We start from the raw sequence: 21,461 nt of genomic DNA, 5'->3' as shown, positions 1-21,461 counted from the left end.
TGTCGCTTTTTTTTATTTTTACATCATGAAATCGTTGTTTCCGAAAGAAAAAATTGCTTTTGATTTACCTGATGCCGAAATCGAGTATTATCCCGAATTTTTCAATGTTGAAAAAGCAAATTTGCTATTTGAAAAATTAAAAACCGAGATTCCCTGGCAACAAGATCATATCACTGTTTTTGGAAAAACTCATTTACAACCAAGACTTACTGCATTATTCGGGAATGATGGAAAAATGTATTCGTACTCCAACATCATCATGCATCCTCACAAATGGAATGCATTACTTTTGTTTATAAAGAATGAAATGGAAGCAATTTGTGATGAAAATTTCACCACCGTTTTACTCAATCGCTACAGAAACGGAAAAGACAGTAACGGCTGGCATGCTGATAACGAAAAAGAATTGGGCAAAAATCCGGTTATTGCTTCTGTGAGTTTTGGAGCCGAAAGAAGTTTTCACTTGCAACACAATTCCATCAAAGAAGCCAAACAAAAAATAGTTTTAGAACATGGAAGTTTGCTTTTGATGAAAGGAACAACGCAACATTTTTGGAAACATCAAATTCCGAAAACCGCAAAACCGATTGGAGAACGCATCAATTTAACGTTCAGAATTATAAAATAAACAACTTTAAAAGTTGCGTTAAATAAACTTTTCTAATCTAAATTTTAGTACTTTAGTTTGATAATTACTCCACAATGAATGCTATAATTGATTATTTTGAAACGATTTCTTCTTTTCACAGAGGTTTGATTTTGGTGGGTGGCATTGCCATTTTTTGGCTTATTGAAAATGCTTTTCCGCTTTTTAAAATGCAATACAATAAAATTGAACATGCCGGGATTAATATTTTTTTTACGATAACCACTATTATTGTCAACTTTGTTATGGCTTTTATTTTGTTGTTGGCTGCAGATTTTGCCATTCAACAAAATATCGGAATTCTACAATGGTTACCAACGATGAATATCTGGATATATACCCTTCTTGGTTTATTACTCTTAGATTTAATTGGAGCCTATCTTGTACATTTGGTGGAACACAAAGTAAAATTTTTATGGCGATTTCATCTGATACACCACACGGATACTTGGATTGACACCACTTCAGCAAACCGCCATCATCCCGGAGAAAGTGTGATTCGGTTTGCTTTTACGGTTTTAGGGGTGCTCATTGTTGGGAGCCCTATGTGGATGGTGTTTTTATACCAATCACTCTCTGTAGTTTTTTCTCAATTTAATCATGCCAATATTCCTTTGCCAAAAAAACTTGATAAATTTTTAAGTTATTTTATCATTTCGCCTGACATGCATAAAGTGCATCACCATTACAAACTGCCCTATACTGACAGCAATTATGGCAACATTTTTTCTGTTTGGGATCGCCTATTTGGGACCTATAAGTATTTAGAAAGAGAACAAATTGTTTATGGTGTTGATACACACATGAAACCGCAAGAAAACAACCAACTGGGAAGTCTTTTAAAAATTCCTTTTCAAAAGTACAGAAACCCTGAAAGTTAAAAACCAAAAAAAAAGAACCGTATTGAAAAAGTAATTTATTTTTTTACTAATATTGAATTACAATTTGACCAACAAAAATTAAAAAACAACATCAGTGCTTTTGAACTAATGAAAAAAAGTAAAAGAGTGGAATTGGATAACGAACAAATCGAACGCGTTATCAGCATGGCTCAAGAAGAAAAAAAACCTTTTGAGGTAATTAAAGTGGAATTTGGTATTTCTGAAAATGAAGTCACCGAGTTGATGAGAAAAAAACTTTCAAAGGACAATTTTGAACTTTGGAAAAAGAAAGTTACGGCCAGTAAACCAAAACCCAAACCCATTATTGATGATTTTGACGATTTAGACAGTAAGTATTACATCAAAAATAAATTTGATTAACTAATTTTAACTCTTGTTCAGCAAGAGTTTTTTTATTTTAACCCTTACTTTGTAAAAAAATTCAATTTGATGCTTTCACTTAAAAAAGAGCTTACCGAAATTGAAATCGATCGAATAATAGAAATGGCTTGGGAAGACAGAACCCCTTTTGAAGCCATAACCTTCCAGTTTGGCACATCTGAACAAGAAACCATAGCAATTATGCGTCGCGAGATGAAACCTTCGAGTTTCAAAATGTGGCGTGAACGAGTTCAAGGAAGAACCACTAAACATGCAAAACTGCGTGTCAATGGTATTGATAGATTCAAATGCACCTTGCAAAAACAAATCTCACACAACAAGATTTCAAAAAGATAAGACCGTTTCTTAGGTCAAAACTATGGTGTAATTTTAGTACATTTATAGCCTAAATTTTAATAAAAATGAAAAAATCACTACTCCTTTTAGCTTTTTTATACTCTATAAGCTCCTTTGCTCAAGATATAACAGGTGATTGGAAAGGCACATTGAAAGTTATGGGAACTGACTTAGAACTCAATTTTAACTTTGCAAAAAACAATGAGGATTATATTGGTAGTATGAGTGTTCCACAACAAAAAGCAATGGGAATTCAACTAACATCCGTTAAATTTGAAAACAATACGTTAGATATTTTCCTTGAAGAAGCAACCATTACCTATTCAGCAAAATTAAATGAAAACAACGAATTAGTAGGTAAATTTATTCAAAGAGGACAAGAATTTGATTTAACTTTAACCAGAGGTTTTACCGAAATAATCAAGCCAAAAAGACCACAAGAGCCAAAAGCTCCCTTTAATTATGCTATTGAAGAGGTGACTTTTGAAAACAAACAAGACAACGTTACATTATCCGGTACATTAACATATCCAAAAGACAAAAAATCATTTCCTACCGTAATTTTAATTTCGGGAAGCGGTCCACAAGATAGAAACTCCGAAATTTTTCATCACAAACCGTTTTGGGTTATTGCGGACTATTTGACAAATAATGGCATTGCCGTTTTGCGTTATGACGACCGAGGTGTTGGCAAATCAACCGGTGATCGCAAATTAGCAACTTCAAACGATTTTGCTACTGATGTTGAAGCTGCTATTTCATTTTTGAAAACAAAAAAACAAATTGACCCAAAAAAAATTGGATTAATTGGTCATAGCGAAGGCGGAATGATTGCTCAAATTGTAGCTTCAAAAGACAAGTCAATTGCTTTTATTGTCCTATTGGCCTCTCCAGGAATTCCGGGTAATGAGTTACTAAAAGAACAAGCTCATCGAATTGGTAAAGCAGCCGGAATGACCGAAGAAGAATTGGTTAAAGCAGGGAAAACCAATGAAACTATTTATAATTTGGTTAAAAGTGATTTAAATCACAATGATTTGGTTAAGCAAATAAATGCTGTGATGTCAGAAAACTTAAAAGAAAACATGCTGTTCCAAATGCAAAGCCCGGAAGAAAAAGAAAAAACATTAACACAACAAACACAAGGAATTACGGTGCCTTGGTTCAGATACTTTATGCGTTTCAATCCGAGTGACTATATCGAAAAAATAAAATGCCCGATTCTTGCCTTAAATGGAGACAAAGACCTTCAAGTTATTGCTGAGTCGAACTTAACCGGAATTGCTGAAGCATTAAAAAAAGCAGGAAACAAAAATAGCACTACAAAGAAATATCCCAATTTGAACCACCTTTTTCAAGAAAGTGAAACAGGTAAAATTGAAGAATATGAAACGATAGAACAAACTTTTTCTCCTGAAGTTTTACAAGATATTAAAAACTGGATACTGCTTCAAAAATAAATTGGTTCAAAAAGTTGTAACACTATTTTTGAAGCTACTTGTAACTTTAAATGCCTAAATCATACAAACAGATAAAACAATAACTATGAAAAAATATTTTGCCTCATTTTGTTTAACTAGCCTACTGCTTTTTTCGGTTTCTTTTACATATTCGCAATCAAAAACCAATGAAATTCAAGTAACAATGGATTTGGTTAACATTAACAACGATCGCGTTGCTGTATCAGTTACGCCTCCAAAAATTAAGACTGAAGAAACTACTTTTTTCATGCCAAAAATTATTCCCGGAACCTATTCTGAAGATAATTACGGTAGGTATTTGGATAATTTCAAAGCATTTGATGCCAAAGGAAAAGAACTTCCCGTGGCAAAAATGGACGAAAATTCATGGGTTATAAAAAATGCCAAAAAGTTGGCCAAAGTAACCTACTTGGTCAATGATACTTTTGACACCGAAACCGGTACCGAATTTGGTCAAGGTGATATTTTTTCCCCGGCCGGAACCAACATAGAAGAAGGCGTAAATTTTGTCATCAATAACCACGCTTTTGTAGGCTATTTTAAAGATTTAAAAGAACTCCCTTATCGATTAAACATCACAAAACCAGAAAATCTATATGGTGCTACTGCCATGGATAATTTAGACAAAAGCACTACCAAAGATGTATTTGTTGCTTCTCGATATGCTGAATTGGTAGACAATCCTATTTTATATACAAAATCGCAGTTTAAAACATTCATGGTAGATGATATGGAAATCATCTTAAGTGTTTACTCACCAAACAATCGCTACTCAGAAGCCGATTTTAAGGAAGCGATGGAAACCATGATGAAAGCCCAAAAAAGATTTTTAGGACCCATTGACAACACGAAACGGTATGCTATTTTACTATACTTAGCTGACTTTGAAAAAGAGGACGCGAGAGGTTTTGGAGCCTTAGAACACAATACGTCAACAGTAGTGGTAATGCCTGAAGCAATGCCTATTGAAGAATTAAGTAAAAGCATGGTTGATGTAGTATCGCACGAATTTTTCCATATCGTGACCCCTTTAAGTGTGCATTCAAAAGAAATTCATTATTTTGATTTTAATACCCCAAAAATGTCACAACATTTGTGGATGTACGAAGGAATCACCGAATACTTTGCTAATTTGTTTCAAGTCAATCAAGATTTAATTAGCGATACTGAGTTTTTTGAACGCATGGCCGCCAAAGTACAAAATGCCAAACGTTTTGACGAAAAAATGCCATTTACCAAAATGAGTTCCGAAATTTTAAGCAAACAATACAAAGATTCCTATTTGAATGTTTATGAAAAAGGAGCGTTAATTGCCATGTGTTTGGACATTCAAATCAGAGAAAGCAGTAAGGGTAAAAGAGGTATTTTAGACCTAATGCAAAAATTATCCAAAGAATATGGCAGCACAAAACCATTTGAAGATGCCGAACTTTTTGACAAAATAGTTGCGTTAACTTATCCCGAAGTGCGAACGTTTTTAGATACTTATGTAGCAGGACCGGCACCACTACCTTATCAAAACTACTTTGAAAAAATGGGTGTTACACAAACAAAAATTCAAGTTCCCGGGAATGTGTTTCTAAAAGGACAATCGCCTTATATCACGGTAAACCCAAGCACCAAAGAAATTATTATCATACCCGGTATCGAACTTAATACTTTTATGAAAGATTTGGGCTTACAAGGTGGCGATATAATTTTAGCCATTGACGACGTTAACTATGATTTAGATAACATTTATGATATGATTACAAAAAGCATGTCTTGGAAAGAAAACGATCCGGTTCAATTCAAAATCAAACGAGGTGATAAAGAATCTGTTTTGAAAGGTGTGGTAAAAATTCCGTATGACGAAATGGATGGTTTTCAAGCAACAGATGCTTCTAAGAAAGAACTAATGGAAGCATGGTTGAGAGGTTAAAACAATAAAAATAGAACAATCCCTGATTCAAATGTTTCAGGGATTTTTTTTAGGTAAAAGTAGGACTCAAAAACTGCTTGTATTTTTCAAAAAATCATTATTTTGCAATCAAATTTAAACGAATGAAAAACCCTCCTTATTTTACAGACGATACCATAGTTTTTGGATTATTAATGCTCTTATTGGGTTTTGTTTTTTATACGGCTTCCCTAAAAGAAGGTTTTTGGAAGAAATTCTATGTGATCTTTCCATCGCTGTTAATGTGTTATTTGTTGCCTTCTATCTTTAGTTCACTAAACATAATAGCTCCCGAATGGAAAGAAGTGGCCGAAAATGGTGAAATCATAACAAAAAAATCTTCGGTATATCATGTTGCTAGTAGGTATCTTTTACCGGCTGCTTTGGTGTTAATGACCTTGAGCATTGACTTAAAAGCCATGTTTAAATTGGGCCCAAAAGCCCTAATCATGTTTTTTACCGGAACCATAGGAATTATTATTGGTGGTCCTATTGCCATTTTAATCATTTCTGTTTTTTCTCCGGAAACTGTTGGTGGAGCCGGACCTGATGCTGTATGGAGAGGTCTTTCTACCCTAGCCGGAAGTTGGATTGGCGGTGGAGCTAACCAAGCCGCCATGCTTGAAATTTTCAAATACAACCAGGAAAAATATGGAGCCATGGTTTTGGTCGATATAGTTGTTGCGAATATTTGGATGGCTATTTTACTTTTTGGAATTGGTAGAAAAGAACGAATTGACAAATGGCTAAAAGCCGACAACAGTTCTATTGAAGAACTAAAAAACAAAGTTTCTAATTATGCTGCCAGCGTAACCAGAAATCCGAGTTTAACTGATTTTATGATTATTCTGGGTATTGCCTTTACTGCGGTTGGACTTTCGCATTGGGGAAGCAATTCCATTTCTGATTTTCTAAAAGCTAATTTTGAAGCTGTGAATGACCCAACCAGTTTTGTATCAACATTTGGTGATCGCTTCTTTTGGATGGTAACCTTTGCAACCGCTTTAGGCATCTTCTTTTCGTTTACCAAACTCAAACAATACGAAGGTGCTGGAGCCAGTAAAATCGGAAGTGTTTTTATCTATATTTTAGTCGCTTCAATTGGCATGAAAATGGATTTAGGTTCCGTATTGAGTAATCCCGGTTTATTAGTAGTAGGTTTGGTTTGGATGGCTATTCACGTTCTTTTATTGGTCGTTGTAGCCAAAATAATAAGAGCTCCATTCTTCTTCTTAGCGGTTGGTAGTAAAGCCAATGTGGGAGGTGCCGCTTCCGCTCCGATTATTGCTTCGGCATTCCATCCATCGCTGGCGAGTGTTGGTGTTTTATTAGCGGTTTTTGGCTATGTCGTAGGAACCTATGGTGCGTTACTTTGTGCTTATCTAATGGAAATCGCTTCTCCTTTATAAATTTAAATTACATATAATTAAACAACTTCATGAAACAAACATTTTTCGGATTATTGCTTTTATTAGTAGGCGTGTCATGTACTAACGACAAAAAAAACGAGGCCAATTTACATCTAACGGGAACCATAAAAGGACTAAAAAAAGGAACGCTTTATATTCAAAAATTTTCTGATTCCACTTTAGTGATGGTTGATTCTATTGCAATTGACGGAAAATCAACTTTTGAAAGCCATCTGTCAATTGACTCTCCTGAAATGCTCTATCTTTATTTGGACAAAGGTGTTACGAATTCTATAGACAATAGCTTATTTGTATTTGCAGAACCCGGAAATATGACAATTGAAACCACATTGGAATCTTTTTATAAAAATGTAAAAGTTACCGGTTCCAAAAATCACGAGCTGTATTTAGAATACAAAAAAATAAACGAACCATTTGTCAATCTTAATCTTGATTTAATTCAAAAAGAATTAAAAGCGAGTAAGCTCGAACAAAACGCAGTTGTTGATAGTTTAGTTAAGGAAAAAGATTTGCTGACCAAACGCAGGTATTTGCGAGTTATTAATTTTGCTCTTAACAACAAAGAACATGAAGTTTCTCCTTATGTTCTTTTGTATGATGTTTACGATGCTAACTTAAAATATTTAGATTCTGTAACTAATTTGTATCCTGAAAAAATTAAAACTTCCAAATATGGTAAGCTTTTAAAAGAACATATTGACGAACGAAGAAAAGAAGAATCAAACTAACGTAGTAGTGAAAAAATACTATATTTGACTCCTAAAATAAAATCAATTTAGAAGTAAATTTTACTTCATTATGGAATTAAGTGAAAATCTTAAACTGTCGTGCAACTGTGTTTTCCTGTAAACAAGGAATAAGTCAGATACATAAAATTGGTTTTGTTTGAGCATCACGAAAATGCTTAAACCTATCACTTTTCATTTGTCATGAAAAGCCTTCCGGTTTATTCATTTTTATAACTTTTTAAATGGAATAAAAATGACAGTAGAATTCGAAAAAGCCATCGCTAAGTATCATGAAAAATTAAGGATACTTCCATTACCACTTGTTTCTTGGAATACATTTTCCGTAAATGATTTAGACATTAGTGTTTTTAATTCGTTTCAAAAAAATTGGAAAGAAAAAATAGATTTTCATTCAATTATTTCAGTTCCTAAAAGAGAAATTGTAATTACCGATGCCAAATTCAAAATAGTTTTTGCTTCGCATGGTATTCATGAAATGAACGGCTATCATCCCAGTGAAATAATTGGTAAATCACCAAAAATTTTTCAAGGTAAATTGACTTCTGAAACTACAAGAAACAGCATTAGAAAAGCGTTGTCCAAAAACCTACCTTTTAAAGAAGTTATAATCAATTACAAAAAAGACGGCACTACATATCGATGCGAAATTGAAGCCTATCCGAAATTTGATACTTCAGGGAAATTGATTAATTACATTGCATTTGAAAGAATAGCTTCTTAGAATAAGAAATAAAAAAAAGGACAACCCTAAAGTTGTCCTTAACAATTGAGCCGATAGAGGGACTCGAACCCACGACCTGCTGATTACAAATCAGCTGCTCTAGCCAGCTGAGCTACACCGGCGTCTCAATTACGAGTGCAAATATAATTTTGAAAATCAATATTCCAAAACAAAATACACTTTTTTTATCAAAAAAAACGGATTAAAGTGCGTTTACTTTTTCAACTAATTGAATCGCAGCCGCTTCTAAATCTTTTTCTACTTGCTTCAAATGAGCTCTTCTGTCTTCTGCTGTTTTATCGTTTACTTTAGCGATCAAAGCATCAAAAGTTGTTATTGCTTCATCAATCAATGCATTTGAAGAATCAGTTGGTTTTCCTGTTGTTGTCATCTCGTGGATATAAACCGCCTCGATAATATCACCCATCACATAATTGATGTCCTTTTTCAAATTTCTAATACTTGCCATTTTTATTTTAATTTTAATTGCGGTGCAAAACTACGTAAAAATTTAGAATTAAATGAATTAGTTTTAAAAACCTAAACCGTAATTTCAAGAACTGTTGCCGTTCCCTTTAACAAAAAGGAAGTTAGTACTGCGGGTATTAAAACAGTGTCTCCCGTTTTATACCTATATTTTTCATCCTTCAAATGCAATTCAAAACTACCTTCAGTACACATTAAAACTAGGAATGTATCTTCTTTTTTATCAACCACCAATTCTCCGTTAAGCGGAATGATATTGGTTTTAAAATAAGGGCAATGAACTATTGGCGTACTTTTATTTTCCGGAGCAGCATATTCTTTTTTAGCAGCAGTTGTTTTATAATTGATGGCATCTACGGCTAATTCGGTGTGCAATTCGCGTCCTTTACCAGTAGCATCTACCCTATCCCAATCATATATTCGATAAGTGACATCACTGGTTTGCTGAATTTCTGCAATCACAATTCCGGCTCCAATAGCGTGAATCGTTCCGGTTTCCAATAAGAAAACATCGCCTTTTTTCACCGGAATTTCTTTCAATAAAGAAAGAATAGAATTGGATTCTAAATGCTGCAAATAGTCTTCTCTGGACGAATCTTCTTTGAAACCAACTATCAAACGAGCATTTTCATCAGCTTGCATCACATACCACATTTCTGTTTTCCCAAAAGAATTGTGACGAGCTTTTGCCAATTCATTGTTGGGATGCAATTGAATCGATAAATCTTCTTTAGCATCCAAATATTTAAAAAGTAATGGAAATTGTTTTCCAAAATGATTGAAAACTTTCTTTCCTAAAATTTCTTCGGGATATAAATCAATTAATTCATTGAGGTTTTTACCTTTAAATTCACCATTATTGACCACACTTATTGATTCGGGAACTGTTGACAATTCCCAGCTTTCACCTGTAATTTTAGAAGTAATAGGCTTGTTCAAATACGTTTTCAACTTAGTTCCGCCCCAAATGCGTTCTTTGAAAATAGGTTCAAACGTGAGTGGATAAAGTGGTTTCATTGGTTTAGTTGAAACGTCAAAAATAAGCATTTGAACTGAAATTAATTAACTTGAAAAATACTTATACTATCTTTTTCAGCATTTGCAATGCTTTTTCAATGTGAATTTTGCCTGATAAGTTATCAAAAATCAATCGAACAATTCCTTTTTCGTCAATCACATAGGTCACGCGACCCGGAATAAGGCCAAATAAAGCCGTGGGAACACCAAATAAATTGCGTAATTTTTTATCATTATCCGATAAAAGGGTAAAAGGGAGTTGGTATTTTTCAGAAAATTTTTGATGCGAAGTAGTTGAATCACCGCTTACACCGATAACTTCTGCACCTAAATCGGTAAAATCTTGATAGCTATCTCTAAAACTGCACGCTTGCTCGGTGCAAACTCGTGTATCATCTTTTGGATAAAAATAAATGACAGTAGGCTTTTTTCCAATTACTGTTGAACTGTCAAAAATAATTCCTTTGGAATCTTTTGCAGTAAAATGCGGTACTTTATCCCCAACTTTCATTGCCATTTTAGTTTCCTTTATAGGTTACAAAATTTCGAGGGGTTTCATATAAAACAACTTCTAAATCTAACGAATCTTTGATGTGGTCTCGCAATTTATTCCAAATCACAACAGCAATATTTTCAGCTGTAGGATTCAAATCTATAAAATCAGGAACATCTAAATTTAAGTTTTTATGATCAAAAGCATTTTCAACGTGCTCTTTTATGAGGTCAGATAGAATTTTCACATCCATTACAAAACCGGTTTCTTGGTCAATTTCGCCGGTTACACTCACAATCAATTCATAATTGTGTCCGTGATAGTTTGGATTATTACATTTACCAAAAACCAAGTCGTTTTTTTCCATCGACCAATCTTTTCGATACAATCGATGAGCAGCGTTAAAGTGAGCTTTTCTGGAAACAGTGACTTTCATGGTAAATGGTTATGGGTAATAGGTTAAAGTTTGTGCTCTTCAAGGTAATGGTAAAACTCGTCAAAAATAATTTTAAACCAAACGGTATAATTTTCAGATTGGATTTGGATATCGTCTTTAATGGCTTCAATGCTCATCCACTTCCAACTTTCCACCTCATCGGGATTAATTTTTGGTTCATCATTATAATATCCAATCATCACATGATCGAGTTCGTGTTCAGTTAAACCATTGTCAAAGGGAGCTTTGTAAATAAAATGAAACAATTCTTTCAATTCAGCCGTAAAACCCATTTCTTCATATAATCTTCGGATTCCGGCTTGAATATTTGTTTCACCTTCTCGTTGGTGACTACAACACGTATTTGTCCATAACAAAGGTGAATGGTATTTTTGATGTGCTCGTTGTTGCAACATCACTTCGTTTTTATCATTCAGAATAAATACAGAAAAGGCACGATGCAAAACAGCCTTTTCGTGAGCTTCCAATTTATTCATCAAGCCAATAGGCTCGTCATTTTCGTTAACTAAGATTACTTTTTCTTCTGTCATAGCGTTTTTTAAGCTCTTCAAAGGTATGAAAAAGTTCTTTTTTATTTGGATTTATATGGATTTGTGAAAAGTTTAACGGGTGTTGAAGAGAATTTTACTGCGTTAAACGCTCTTTAATTTTCAACGCACATTTCTCGCCATCAATCGCTGCAGAAACAATTCCGCCGGCAAACCCCGCTCCTTCTCCACACGGATACAAACCTTTAATTTGAGGATGTTCTAAGGTTTGAGTATCTCTTGGAATTCGAACCGGTGATGATGTGCGACTTTCCGGTGCGTGCAAAATGGCTTCGTTGGTTAAATAACCTTTCATCGACTTACCAAATTGCAAGAATCCTTCTCGCATAATTTGAGTTAAGAAACCGGGAAAAACTTGTCCCATTTCCACTGAAGTTGTTCCGGGAACATAAGATGTTTTGGGAATTGATGAAGAAATTTTATTTTGTGTAAAATCAATCATGCGTTGAGCAGGAACTTTTTGAGTCTGTCCCGCCAAATGCCACGCTTTTTGTTCGATAGCTTTTTGAAATTCCATTCCGGCTAGAGGTCCGAATTTGGCAAAGGGTTTGAAATCTTCTAATTTTAATTCCACCACAATTCCGGAATTGGCAGTAGGTTGATCTCTTTTGGATGGCGACCAACCATTCGTGACCACTTCACCGGGACTTGTTGCACACGGAGCAATCACGCCGCCGGGACACATACAAAATGAATACATGCCGCGACCATTCACTTGCTTTACGATGGAATACGGAGCCGGTGGCAAATAATCGCCTCGAAAATCACAACTGTATTGAATACTGTCTATCAATTCTTGAGGATGTTCCGCACGAACGCCTAACGCAAACGGTTTGGCTTCGATGAGAATGTTTTTTCTATCTAATAATTCAAAAATATCACGAGCCGAATGTCCGGTGGCTAAAATAACTTTGTTAGCTGAAATTGTTTCACCTTTTTGGGTAACAATGCCTTGCATTTCATTGTTTTTGACAATAAAATCGGTGACACGGGTTTCAAACAAAACTTGACCGCCACATGCGATGATTTTTTCTCGAATATCTTGAATAATTTGTGGTAATTTATTGGTTCCAATGTGCGGATGAGCTTCCACTAAAATATCGGAAGAAGCTCCAAAACCGACTAATAATTGTAAAATTCTATCTACATCACCGCGTTTTTTAGAACGCGTGTATAATTTTCCATCAGAATACGTTCCTGCTCCACCTTCACCAAAACAATAATTGGAATCTTCGTTAACGATGTGGTCAACATTGATGGCTTTCAAATCACGACGACGACCACGAACATCTTTTCCGCGTTCGATTACGATGGGTTTCAAACCTAATTCAATGAGTTGAAGTGCTGCAAAAAGTCCGGCAGGACCGGCACCAATAACGATTATTTCTTGTTGATTGGCAACATTGGGATAGTTAGGTAATTCGATTTTCTGTTCAGAAAAAGGTTCTCCCTGAAAGAAAATCAGCAACTTTAAATTGATCTTGATGGCTTTTTGACGAGCATCAATCGAACGCTTAAGAATGGAAATATGTTGAACTTCTGAAACCGAAGTCCGAATCATTTTTGCCACGTGATCTTTTAATAAAAAATCATTGGCGGCAACTTCGGGTGCAACTTGAATAAGAAGTTCTTTCGGCATACTATTCTTTTTTTGGCAAAAGTAAATAAAAGAAATCTATTTTATTTCCTCAAAAGCCCTCAATGCAAACGAAGCCAACCAATGTTCGCCTTCATAATTTCCATCAACAACAGAAGGAAGTGAGAAATTAAGGTGCTTATCTGCCAACGGTTTTAAGTGAGAAAATTGTTTTGGATATAAGTTTATCAAATGATAAAAATTCCAAGCACGACTAAAATTTAAACCATCTAAATGCACTAAATGACCATCTGTTCGGTCGGAAACGCGTGCTACTTCCCAATTAAAATCTTTCTTGAAGATTGATTTATTAAACTTTTTCAACCAAATTAAAAATTCCTTCTCCGGTAAAACTCTACTCATTATTCCAATTTCTTCTAGGCATGGCGAGAGGAAATCGGTGCCGCTGGGTTCCCAATTTATTGGACAATTTTCGTCAGATAAAAATAATCGTTTGGCATTTTCAATTATCAAATTCTGAAACTCTTTGTTGTTTGAATATAGTGCATAATCCCAGGCAAACGTGAGTCCGAATGCAGTATTATTATGTGTTCCGGCTCGAACGGGATAAAGTAATTTAGGCAAAAACTCATGATAACGTGTAACTAATAAATCCGTCAGTGGTTTGAGATTCTGAGCCAATTCTTCAGCAAACGGTGCTGCACTGATTTCTAATTCCAATTGGAGTTTTAATAACCAATTCCAACCATAGGTACGCTCAAATGATTTTTCGTGGTTTTTAGAAAAATAATCAATTTCAACTTGAATATTTTCTTTGGAAAGATTGGTTTGTAATTTTTGAATTATTTCTTCTTTATTATTTAAATCCGGAAAATTATTCAATAAATACACCAAACTCCAATGACCATGAACAGACGAATGCCAATCGAAACAACCGTAAAAAGCAGGATGTAGTTTTTTTGGTGAATGAATTTCGGTGGCATCTAAAAGCAATTGCCCCAATTTGTTAGGATATTCTTGTTGCAAACATTTTAGCGGAAGCGTTGCCAAATGATTTGCTTGCTCCAACGACAGTTTCTGAGCAATTATTCCGTTTGAAAATAAAAGTAAGCCTATTAGGAAGTTTTTCATAAAAATGAATTTATTTTTGCAATAAAAAAATGTCTAGAAAGATAAAACTAATTTGGGATTTTAGAGGGCCTACCTCTGAAAAAACAGCAGCACATCATGAAATTCATTTAAAAGAATTCATAGTTGCCGAAAAATTACCTTTACACATTACAGGTTTTGAAACGTACAATGAAATGCATGCTATTGCTTTTATGGTAGTTTTCGAAGAAAACATGATTGCCGTTCGCGATGCATTGAAACCGCATCGAGGGGAACTATATGAAAATTAAAACTTATTTTTAAATCAAAATACTTTATAACTATAAAAAAAACTGACTATAAGTTTTAAGTCTTTTAGTCAGCTTTTTCATTTTATAACTTTCAAAAAGTTAAGCAGCTTCTTTTTCTGATGCCGTTTCTTCCGCTGGTGCGTCATTTGACTCTTCAGAAGGATTCAATTGTTTCACTTTGTCTAACAATGATTCTTCAGAAAGATTTTGTTCTTTCATTTTTTGATTTTTACATCGTTGACACAATTGATCAATCCCTTTAGTTTCATAAGATTGTGCAACGGTACCATTCATTTTTTCTGTACTGTTTTTGATATAACCACAATCATCATAGATGTGATATCGCCCACCAGACTTGGTCCAATACACATTATTTGTGCCGGTTAAAGCTTCTACCATTCCGGTTTCTTCTGTATATTTTTCTACTGAAGGCGGATTAAAATCAGCTCCACCAATTCCGGCAATTACCATATATAAAGCTGCTATTCCACCAAGAATACCTTTTTGTTTCCCATCTAAGTTTTTATTGGTGAAGACTAAAATCACAAGTGGTAAAAAGGCTAAAACACCCAGAATTGCCCCCAATTGATTTTGAATAAAGAACTTTACTTTTTCTTTTTCTGAGGCAGGATCCAATCTATTTGATTTTTTCCACAAATAAGAACCTACCAGAGATAAGAGTAATACTATCGTCATTAAAACGATAATTAACCACATGGTTATAGGGTCTTTTTTAAGTTCAAAAAATATTGTGTAAGTTTGTAATCCTATAGCAACAAGCCACATTAGACCGGCAAACAAACGTAATTGTACTGCTTTACCTTTTGCTTCTTCTGTTGGTTTCCATACGTTTTGATTTTCTGACATATTCTAGTTTATTAAAGGTTTTAACACAAATTAACAGTATTTTTTTGAGATAGCAAATGCTAAATAAAAAAAGTTAGGAAATTAAAACTGAAAAAATCGGACTTGAGTTACCTTAAATAGAACAATACAAAGAAGGACAGTGGTAAAAGTTAGAATTTCATCTTTCTTCTTAAAGCTTTCATTTGAAAGATTCTTGAACTTCTTCAAGCATTTTATCTAATACTTTTCTGTCGTACCATTTACCTTTTAAAAACACCATTTCAATGGATTTTGTATTTTCTATGTCGTCTAATGGATTCCGATTTAGTAAAACCATATTAGCATTTTTTCCTTCTGTAATAGTTCCTTCAAATGCGTATTGATTTAAATATCGGGAAGGATTTACAGTACTGGCTAATAATATCTTATAAGGACTCATTCCTGCTCTTTGTAATAAAGTGAATTCTCTGTGTAACGAAAAGCCAACTATCACCATACCATACGTATCACTTCCGGTCAACAAGTTGACATGATTATCAGAAAGTAGTTTCGAAAATTTTTGAATCCATAAAAAATAGTCATCAAATAAGACAGGTGCTTTGAAGCCGGAAAATGTTTGATTTTTTAGTTTACGATAATCATTCTTCTCCGTCAAAAAGCCTTCTCTTTGATTTTTAGCAAGGTATTTTACATGGTCATGCTTTTGTAGATTGGTAAATTTTTCATCATTTAAACAAGCAGTAATAAACTCAAACACGCTCAAAGTAGTACCAATATAAATACCGCTCTCGTGTAGTTGTTTTGCTAATAATTGAAGATTTGATTCACTTTGTTTAAAATAGGTATCATTTGTGCCATCTGATAAATATAAAAATTCTTCAACATGTTCAATAGATTTCATTCGAAGGGAAAATTCTAAAGGCAGGGTTCTTTGTGCATGCCCAACTATTGGAATTTTATTAACTTCACATTCTTCCAAAAGTTTTAAGTAAATAGGCTGCGGTAAACTAGCTGCAATTTTTAAAAAATCATAACCTCTTTTTTTATGTTTTTCAACAATGGCAACAACATCATCAATAGTCTGTAAATCATCATTGCTAAGGTACGGGCCGGTAGTGAAATAATTGGGACCCAACAATTCTCCTGAACTTACTTTTCTTTTTATGGCAATATGATCTTGGTTTTCAAATTCCGCCATATTCCTGACGTTCGTAATTCCGTTTGCAATTAAAAGCTTAAAATCGCTTTGGATATCATCACTTCTATAATGGTAATGCATTTCGGATAAACCGGGGATTAGATATTTACCCGTACCGTCAATAGTTACGGTAGTTTTATTTTTGATTGGATGAGAAGCGGGTTCTATTTTAATAATTTTACCGGCTGAAATTAAAACCCGATGATTATACAGAACAATTTCTGATGTCATTGGAACAACATTGACATTCTCTATTACAATTGTATCTTGACTTTGTTGTGCATGAGTAAAAAAAACAGCAAAAAAAATCAATACAAAGCCTAACAGGTTTGTTTTCATTTGATAAAATGGAAATACTAAATAATATACCTCAAACTAACAACTAATTCGCTACTTCACTAATAAACTTAATACGCATCAAACGCAATTCTTCAATATCATAATCGCCATCAAATTCTTTTAGGGCCTCTTCAATTTTATCGGTTTGAGAATCCATGAAATAATCGTAAATTTCTTCTTGTTGGTCTTCATCCAAAATATCATCAATCCAATATTTGATATTTAATTTGGTCCCGGAATAAACAATTTGCTCCATTTCTTTCAGCAAAATATCCATCGTAAAACCTTTCGCTTTTGCGATATCATCTAAAGACAATTTTCTGTCGATGTTTTGAATGATGTATAATTTGTTGGCAGAATTGGCTCCGGTTGATTTCACCACCAAATCATCAGGACGGATAATTTCGTTTTCTTCAACATAACGAGCAATGATATCCACAAACGGCTTGCCGTATTTTTTTGCTTTTCCTTCACCAACACCATGAACATTACTCAATTCTTCAATAGATATCGGATATTTTAAAGCCATATCTTCTAGTGAAGGGTCTTGAAAAACCACAAAAGGGGGAACACCTAATTTCTTGGCTTCTTTTTTACGTAAATCTTTTAGTATGGCCATCAAAGCTTCATCGGCAGTTCCTGTAAACTTGGCTGCTGTAACGATAGCTTCATCTTCTTCTTCACTGTATTCATGGTCTTCGGTCATGAAGAAAGAGGTGGGATTTTTAATATAATTTGCTCCTTTTTCAGACAACTTCAAAATACCATAGGTTTCAATATCTTTGGTGAGCAATCCATCAACCAACACTTGTCTGATTAAAGCCATCCAATAGCGTTCATCGTGGTCTTTTCCACAGCCAAACAACGACAAACTATCTGTTTTGTGTGCTTTGATAACTGCATTTATTTTACCCATTAAAGTAAAAACAATTTCTTTGGACTTATATAAATGTTTGGTAGCACGAACCACTTCCAACACTTTTACCACATTGTCTTTGGCTTCAACTTTGGTTTTTGGATTTCTGACATTATCATCCATATCACCACCGTCGCCGGTTTCATTGTCGAATTCTTCTCCAAAATAATGCAATAAGAATTTTCTACGCGACATGGAGGTCTCTGCATAAGCAACAACCTCTTGTAAAAGGGCAAAGCCTATTTCTTGTTCAGCAACAGGTTTTCCTGACATGAACTTTTCTAATTTTTCTACATCTTTATAGGAGTAGTAAGCCAAACAATGACCTTCTCCTCCATCTCGACCTGCTCTTCCGGTTTCTTGATAGTAACTTTCTAACGACTTAGGGATGTCATGATGAATGACAAATCGAACATCGGGTTTGTCAATTCCCATACCAAATGCAATTGTTGCTACTACTACATCTACATCTTCCATCAAAAACATATCTTGATGTTTTGCTCGGGTTTTAGCATCCAGTCCTGCGTGGTAAGCCACGGCACTAATTCCGTTTACTTGTAATACTTGTGCAATTTCTTCCACTTTTTTACGACTCAAACAATAGATAATCCCCGATTTACCTTTGTGTTGTTTTATAAAACGAATAATGTCCGACTCAATATTTTTGGTTTTGGGTCGTACTTCATAAAATAAATTCGGACGGTTAAACGATGCTTTATAAGTAACCGCATCCGACATGTCTAAATTCTTCAATATATCTTCTTGCACTTTTGGCGTAGCGGTGGCGGTTAAACCAATCACCGGAATATTACCTAAATGCTTGATGATGTTTTTAAGATTACGGTATTCCGGTCTGAAATCATGACCCCATTCTGAAATACAATGGGCTTCATCAATTGCTATAAAGGAAACGGGAACCGATTTAAAAAAAGTAACGTATTCTTCTTTAGCTAGAGATTCCGGTGCCACATATAATAATTTGGTAATACCGGAAACGATGTCTTTTTTTACTTTATTGATTTCTGTTTTTGTAAGAGAGGAATTTAAAACGTGAGCAATTCCCTCCTCAGAAGAAAGACTTCGAATGGCATCAACCTGATTTTTCATCAAGGCAATTAAAGGCGAAACCACAATAGCAGTACCGTTCTGAACTAATGCAGGGAGTTGATAACACAAGGATTTTCCACCACCGGTAGGCATAATTACAAAAGTATTATCTTTAGATAAAATACTTGTAATCACTTGCTCTTGAAGACCTTTGAATTGGTCAAAACCAAAATATTTCTTTAATTCTTTGTGAATATCAATTTCGTTAGGAATCATTCTTATATATGGGTATTTTAATTAAATTTGCAACCATAAATATACAACTTTCTTTTATTCATACAAATTTAATCTAGAAACGTTTTGATGTCAACAGAAGCTCTATTATCACTGGCCAAAAAAACCATACTATCAGAAAGTAATGCTGTAGCTAATTTGGCTGATTTACTAACTGAAGATTTTACAAAATCAGTGGAAACCATTTTTCAAGCTAATGGAAGATTAATTGTTACAGGAATCGGAAAGAGTGCCATCATTGCTCAAAAAATGGTTGCTACGCTAAATTCTACAGGAACACCTTCGTGTTTTCTTCATGCATCGGAAGCAATTCATGGGGATCTAGGAATGGTACAACCGGGTGATGTTATTATTTGTATTTCTAAAAGTGGTAATAGTCCTGAAATTAAAGTATTGGTTCAGATTTTACAAAAATTCGGCAATACCTTAATTGCAATGACAGGTAATTTAACTTCCTATTTGGCTAAAAACTCCCATTTTGTTTTAGATACCACAGTGGAAAGCGAAGCTTGTCCTAATAATTTAGCACCAACAAACAGTACAACCGCTCAATTGGTTATGGGAGATTGTTTGGCAGTTTGCTTGATGGAACTGCGAAATTTCACCAGCGAAGATTTTGCCAAATACCATCCGGGAGGTGCGTTAGGCAAAAAACTATTACTTCGCGTAGGGGATATGTTAGATAGTTCCAAAAAACCACAAGTGGGTCCGGAAAGCGATATCAGAACTACTATTTTTGAAATCTCTGAAAAACGTTTGGGCGTTGCGGCTGTAGTGGAAAATGATAAAATTATTGGTATCATAACCGATGGTGACATCCGAAGAATGTTGAGTAAAACGGAAACAATAACAGGTATTGCTGCTCGAGATATTATGACTAAAAATCCCAAAACCATCAAACCAACCGACCGTGTGGTGGATGCTTTAAATATAATGGAAGATTTTTCGATAACACAGTTAATTGTAGCAGAAAACGACCACTACAAAGGCGTAATTCACTTGCATGACATTTTAAAAGAAGGCATTATATAATGACACAAAACACCGGCAAGGAAATGTCTTTTTTAAACCATCTTGAAGAATTGAGATGGGTATTAGTGCGTAGTACCGTTGCTATATTGGTTCTGGCTGGCGGAGCTTTTTTCATAAAAGACTTTGTGTACAATCAAATTATTTTTGGCCCCAAAGACCCTAATTTTATTACCTACCGGTTTTTTTGTCAAATCACACAATATTTTGGTGTAGAAGGAGCGGAAATATGTGATGCTAAGATGCCGTTTATCATTCAAAATACCGCAATGGGTGGACAGGTTTCCTTTTTAATTTGGACATGTATTACCGTTGGATTCATAGTTGGATTTCCCTATATATTGTGGGAGTTTTGGAAGTTTATCAGTCCGGCTTTTTATAAAAATGAAAAGAAATATGCTCGGGCATTCATTATCGTTTCTTCCTTTTTATTTTTCTTAGGAGTGGCTTTTGGCTATTTTATCATAACACCACTATCCGTTTACTTTTTTGGTTCCTTTTCTGCGAGCTCGGAGATTATCAATGAATTCAATTTAGAATCCTATACGAGTATGATAAAAACGTCAACGATAGCTTGTGGCTTATTATTTGAATTACCTGTCTTAATCTATTTCCTAACAAAAATTGGTTTGGTTTCACCTTCATTTTTGAGAAAATACAGAAAGTATGCCTTAATCATTGTATTAATTTTATCAGCTATAATTACGCCTCCCGACATTATTAGTCAAATCATTGTGGCCATTCCCATTATGATATTATATGAAATCAGCATTTTTATAAGTGCTGTAGTGATTCGAAGACAAGAAAAAGCAACAAAAACAGTATAACCATGGCAGATTTAGTTCAGGAATTTAACGACTACCGTTCTAAAATGAACGACAAATTATTGGCTGACAACAATTTAATCATTAAAAGAATCTTCAACTTAGACACCAATGCCTATGCTGAAGGTGCCTTAGACGTAAAAACGAAAGAACTACTCGGATTAGTAGCTTCTGCCGTGCTACGATGCGATGATTGCATCAAATACCATTTGGAAACAAGCTACAAAAACGGCATTACAAAAGCGGAAATGATGGAAACGATGGGAATTGCAACGCTGGTTGGCGGCACCATCGTTATCCCACATTTAAGAAGAGCGTATGAATTTTGGGAAGCACTGGAAAATCAAAAATAAGATAAACTACTGTTAACGAAGTATTTTCAAAA

General features: G+C 34.5%; 23 protein-coding genes and 1 tRNA gene. 13 read left to right on the top strand and 11 right to left on the bottom strand.

What is annotated here, in order from left to right:
* Positions 1–25 precede the first annotated feature (25 nt).
* The 9 genes from IEV15_RS01525 (at position 26) to IEV15_RS01485 (ending at position 8,585) form a co-directional block, all read left to right on the top strand.
* A complete protein-coding gene (locus IEV15_RS01525; RefSeq protein ID WP_188360925.1) occupies positions 26–628 on the top strand; it encodes an alpha-ketoglutarate-dependent dioxygenase AlkB family protein in 603 nt (200 codons plus the stop codon).
* 74 nt (positions 629–702) lie between these two features.
* On the top strand, positions 703–1,527 hold the full coding sequence (locus tag IEV15_RS01520; protein ID WP_188360725.1) for a sterol desaturase family protein: 825 nt from the start codon (positions 703–705) through the stop codon (positions 1,525–1,527).
* Positions 1,528–1,635: 108 nt separating this feature from the next.
* Positions 1,636–1,908: a TIGR03643 family protein gene (locus tag IEV15_RS01515; protein ID WP_188360724.1), complete on the top strand. Its 273-nt coding sequence runs from the start codon at positions 1,636–1,638 to the stop codon at positions 1,906–1,908.
* 69 nt (positions 1,909–1,977) lie between these two features.
* The gene (locus IEV15_RS01510) at positions 1,978–2,265 is read left to right on the top strand and encodes a TIGR03643 family protein (RefSeq protein ID WP_188360723.1); all 288 of its coding nucleotides are present in this window, start codon (positions 1,978–1,980) and stop codon (positions 2,263–2,265) included.
* A gap of 65 nt (positions 2,266–2,330) precedes the next feature.
* On the top strand, positions 2,331–3,725 hold the full coding sequence (locus IEV15_RS01505) for an alpha/beta hydrolase family protein (protein WP_188360722.1): 1,395 nt from the start codon (positions 2,331–2,333) through the stop codon (positions 3,723–3,725).
* Between the two features lie 85 nt (positions 3,726–3,810).
* Entirely contained in the window at positions 3,811–5,667 is a 1,857-nt protein-coding gene (locus IEV15_RS01500; protein WP_188360721.1) for a M61 family metallopeptidase, read from the top strand.
* A 122-nt stretch (positions 5,668–5,789) separates the two neighbouring features.
* Positions 5,790–7,094, top strand: a complete 1,305-nt coding sequence (locus tag IEV15_RS01495; protein ID WP_188360720.1) for a DUF819 family protein — start codon at positions 5,790–5,792, stop codon at positions 7,092–7,094.
* A 29-nt stretch (positions 7,095–7,123) separates the two neighbouring features.
* Complete coding sequence (locus IEV15_RS01490; protein ID WP_188360719.1) at positions 7,124–7,843, top strand: DUF4369 domain-containing protein; 720 nt, start codon at positions 7,124–7,126, stop codon at positions 7,841–7,843.
* Between the two features lie 253 nt (positions 7,844–8,096).
* A complete protein-coding gene (locus tag IEV15_RS01485) occupies positions 8,097–8,585 on the top strand; it encodes a PAS domain-containing protein (protein ID WP_188360718.1) in 489 nt (162 codons plus the stop codon).
* Positions 8,586–8,633: 48 nt separating this feature from the next.
* Here the strand turns inward: IEV15_RS01485 and IEV15_RS01480 are convergent.
* The 8 genes from IEV15_RS01480 to IEV15_RS01445 form a co-directional block, all read right to left on the bottom strand.
* Positions 8,634–8,707, bottom strand: a tRNA-Thr gene (locus tag IEV15_RS01480).
* An 80-nt stretch (positions 8,708–8,787) separates the two neighbouring features.
* On the bottom strand, positions 8,788–9,054 hold the full coding sequence (locus IEV15_RS01475; protein ID WP_188360717.1) for a hypothetical protein: 267 nt from the start codon (positions 9,052–9,054) through the stop codon (positions 8,788–8,790).
* A 71-nt stretch (positions 9,055–9,125) separates the two neighbouring features.
* A complete protein-coding gene (locus IEV15_RS01470) occupies positions 9,126–10,088 on the bottom strand; it encodes a type I phosphomannose isomerase catalytic subunit (protein WP_188360716.1) in 963 nt (320 codons plus the stop codon).
* Between the two features lie 61 nt (positions 10,089–10,149).
* Complete coding sequence (locus tag IEV15_RS01465; protein WP_188360715.1) at positions 10,150–10,605, bottom strand: peroxiredoxin; 456 nt, start codon at positions 10,603–10,605, stop codon at positions 10,150–10,152.
* A 1-nt stretch (position 10,606) separates the two neighbouring features.
* Positions 10,607–11,017 (bottom strand): 6-pyruvoyl trahydropterin synthase family protein, encoded by a 411-nt coding sequence (locus IEV15_RS01460; protein ID WP_188360714.1) that lies wholly within the window; start codon positions 11,015–11,017, stop codon positions 10,607–10,609.
* 23 nt (positions 11,018–11,040) lie between these two features.
* Positions 11,041–11,568, bottom strand: a complete 528-nt coding sequence (idi, locus tag IEV15_RS01455; RefSeq protein WP_188360713.1) for an isopentenyl-diphosphate Delta-isomerase — start codon at positions 11,566–11,568, stop codon at positions 11,041–11,043.
* Positions 11,569–11,662: 94 nt separating this feature from the next.
* Positions 11,663–13,225 (bottom strand): NAD(P)/FAD-dependent oxidoreductase, encoded by a 1,563-nt coding sequence (locus tag IEV15_RS01450; protein ID WP_188360712.1) that lies wholly within the window; start codon positions 13,223–13,225, stop codon positions 11,663–11,665.
* A gap of 36 nt (positions 13,226–13,261) precedes the next feature.
* The gene (locus tag IEV15_RS01445; protein ID WP_188360711.1) at positions 13,262–14,314 is read right to left on the bottom strand and encodes a DUF2891 domain-containing protein; all 1,053 of its coding nucleotides are present in this window, start codon (positions 14,312–14,314) and stop codon (positions 13,262–13,264) included.
* 29 nt (positions 14,315–14,343) lie between these two features.
* Here IEV15_RS01445 and IEV15_RS01440 point away from each other — a divergent pair, with 29 nt between their 5' ends.
* Entirely contained in the window at positions 14,344–14,583 is a 240-nt protein-coding gene (locus IEV15_RS01440) for a hypothetical protein (RefSeq protein WP_188360710.1), read from the top strand.
* Positions 14,584–14,682: 99 nt separating this feature from the next.
* On the opposite strand, the gene IEV15_RS01435 is transcribed toward IEV15_RS01440, so the two are convergent.
* From IEV15_RS01435 to recQ, 3 genes are all read right to left on the bottom strand, one after another.
* A complete protein-coding gene (locus tag IEV15_RS01435) occupies positions 14,683–15,450 on the bottom strand; it encodes a hypothetical protein (protein WP_188360709.1) in 768 nt (255 codons plus the stop codon).
* Between the two features lie 178 nt (positions 15,451–15,628).
* Positions 15,629–16,966, bottom strand: a complete 1,338-nt coding sequence (locus IEV15_RS01430; RefSeq protein WP_188360708.1) for an amidohydrolase family protein — start codon at positions 16,964–16,966, stop codon at positions 15,629–15,631.
* Positions 16,967–17,009: 43 nt separating this feature from the next.
* Entirely contained in the window at positions 17,010–19,205 is a 2,196-nt protein-coding gene (recQ, locus tag IEV15_RS01425; RefSeq protein ID WP_188360707.1) for a DNA helicase RecQ, read from the bottom strand.
* Between the two features lie 84 nt (positions 19,206–19,289).
* On the opposite strand from recQ, the gene IEV15_RS01420 reads away from it, so the two are divergent.
* The 3 genes from IEV15_RS01420 to IEV15_RS01410 are packed head-to-tail and all read left to right on the top strand — an operon-like array spanning position 19,290 to position 21,429.
* Positions 19,290–20,255, top strand: coding sequence for a KpsF/GutQ family sugar-phosphate isomerase (locus IEV15_RS01420; protein ID WP_188360706.1), 966 nt, complete (start codon positions 19,290–19,292; stop codon positions 20,253–20,255).
* Positions 20,255–21,079 (top strand): twin-arginine translocase subunit TatC, encoded by an 825-nt coding sequence (gene tatC / locus IEV15_RS01415; RefSeq protein ID WP_188360705.1) that lies wholly within the window; start codon positions 20,255–20,257, stop codon positions 21,077–21,079. The genes IEV15_RS01420 and tatC overlap by 1 nt, the downstream gene beginning before the upstream one ends.
* A gap of 2 nt (positions 21,080–21,081) precedes the next feature.
* Positions 21,082–21,429, top strand: a complete 348-nt coding sequence (locus IEV15_RS01410; protein WP_188360704.1) for a carboxymuconolactone decarboxylase family protein — start codon at positions 21,082–21,084, stop codon at positions 21,427–21,429.
* Positions 21,430–21,461 lie beyond the last annotated feature (32 nt).

It is taken from the genome of Flavobacterium orientale (assembly GCF_014638005.1).
Taxonomy (GTDB): Bacteria; Bacteroidota; Bacteroidia; order Flavobacteriales; family Flavobacteriaceae; genus Flavobacterium; species Flavobacterium orientale.
Note: the sequence above shows the minus strand (reverse complement) of the source record. Positions and strands in the feature narration are given on the sequence as shown.

Excerpts from the sequence above, each read along its gene's own strand:
- IEV15_RS01525 (WP_188360925.1), top strand. The coding sequence starts at position 26 with ATGAAATCGTTGTTTCCGAAAGAAAAAATTGCTTTTGATTTACCTGAT.
- IEV15_RS01520 (WP_188360725.1), top strand. The coding sequence starts at position 703 with ATGAATGCTATAATTGATTATTTTGAAACGATTTCTTCTTTTCACAGA.
- IEV15_RS01515 (WP_188360724.1), top strand. The coding sequence starts at position 1,636 with ATGAAAAAAAGTAAAAGAGTGGAATTGGATAACGAACAAATCGAACGC.
- IEV15_RS01510 (WP_188360723.1), top strand. The coding sequence starts at position 1,978 with ATGCTTTCACTTAAAAAAGAGCTTACCGAAATTGAAATCGATCGAATA.
- IEV15_RS01505 (WP_188360722.1), top strand. The coding sequence starts at position 2,331 with ATGAAAAAATCACTACTCCTTTTAGCTTTTTTATACTCTATAAGCTCC.
- IEV15_RS01500 (WP_188360721.1), top strand. The coding sequence starts at position 3,811 with ATGAAAAAATATTTTGCCTCATTTTGTTTAACTAGCCTACTGCTTTTT.
- IEV15_RS01495 (WP_188360720.1), top strand. The coding sequence starts at position 5,790 with ATGAAAAACCCTCCTTATTTTACAGACGATACCATAGTTTTTGGATTA.
- IEV15_RS01490 (WP_188360719.1), top strand. The coding sequence starts at position 7,124 with ATGAAACAAACATTTTTCGGATTATTGCTTTTATTAGTAGGCGTGTCA.
- IEV15_RS01485 (WP_188360718.1), top strand. The coding sequence starts at position 8,097 with ATGACAGTAGAATTCGAAAAAGCCATCGCTAAGTATCATGAAAAATTA.
- IEV15_RS01475 (WP_188360717.1), bottom strand. The coding sequence starts at position 9,054 with ATGGCAAGTATTAGAAATTTGAAAAAGGACATCAATTATGTGATGGGT.
- IEV15_RS01470 (WP_188360716.1), bottom strand. The coding sequence starts at position 10,088 with ATGAAACCACTTTATCCACTCACGTTTGAACCTATTTTCAAAGAACGC.
- IEV15_RS01465 (WP_188360715.1), bottom strand. The coding sequence starts at position 10,605 with ATGGCAATGAAAGTTGGGGATAAAGTACCGCATTTTACTGCAAAAGAT.
- IEV15_RS01460 (WP_188360714.1), bottom strand. The coding sequence starts at position 11,017 with ATGAAAGTCACTGTTTCCAGAAAAGCTCACTTTAACGCTGCTCATCGA.
- idi (WP_188360713.1), bottom strand. The coding sequence starts at position 11,568 with ATGACAGAAGAAAAAGTAATCTTAGTTAACGAAAATGACGAGCCTATT.
- IEV15_RS01450 (WP_188360712.1), bottom strand. The coding sequence starts at position 13,225 with ATGCCGAAAGAACTTCTTATTCAAGTTGCACCCGAAGTTGCCGCCAAT.
- IEV15_RS01445 (WP_188360711.1), bottom strand. The coding sequence starts at position 14,314 with ATGAAAAACTTCCTAATAGGCTTACTTTTATTTTCAAACGGAATAATT.
- IEV15_RS01440 (WP_188360710.1), top strand. The coding sequence starts at position 14,344 with ATGTCTAGAAAGATAAAACTAATTTGGGATTTTAGAGGGCCTACCTCT.
- IEV15_RS01435 (WP_188360709.1), bottom strand. The coding sequence starts at position 15,450 with ATGTCAGAAAATCAAAACGTATGGAAACCAACAGAAGAAGCAAAAGGT.
- IEV15_RS01430 (WP_188360708.1), bottom strand. The coding sequence starts at position 16,966 with ATGAAAACAAACCTGTTAGGCTTTGTATTGATTTTTTTTGCTGTTTTT.
- recQ (WP_188360707.1), bottom strand. The coding sequence starts at position 19,205 with ATGATTCCTAACGAAATTGATATTCACAAAGAATTAAAGAAATATTTT.
- tatC (WP_188360705.1), top strand. The coding sequence starts at position 20,255 with ATGACACAAAACACCGGCAAGGAAATGTCTTTTTTAAACCATCTTGAA.
- IEV15_RS01410 (WP_188360704.1), top strand. The coding sequence starts at position 21,082 with ATGGCAGATTTAGTTCAGGAATTTAACGACTACCGTTCTAAAATGAAC.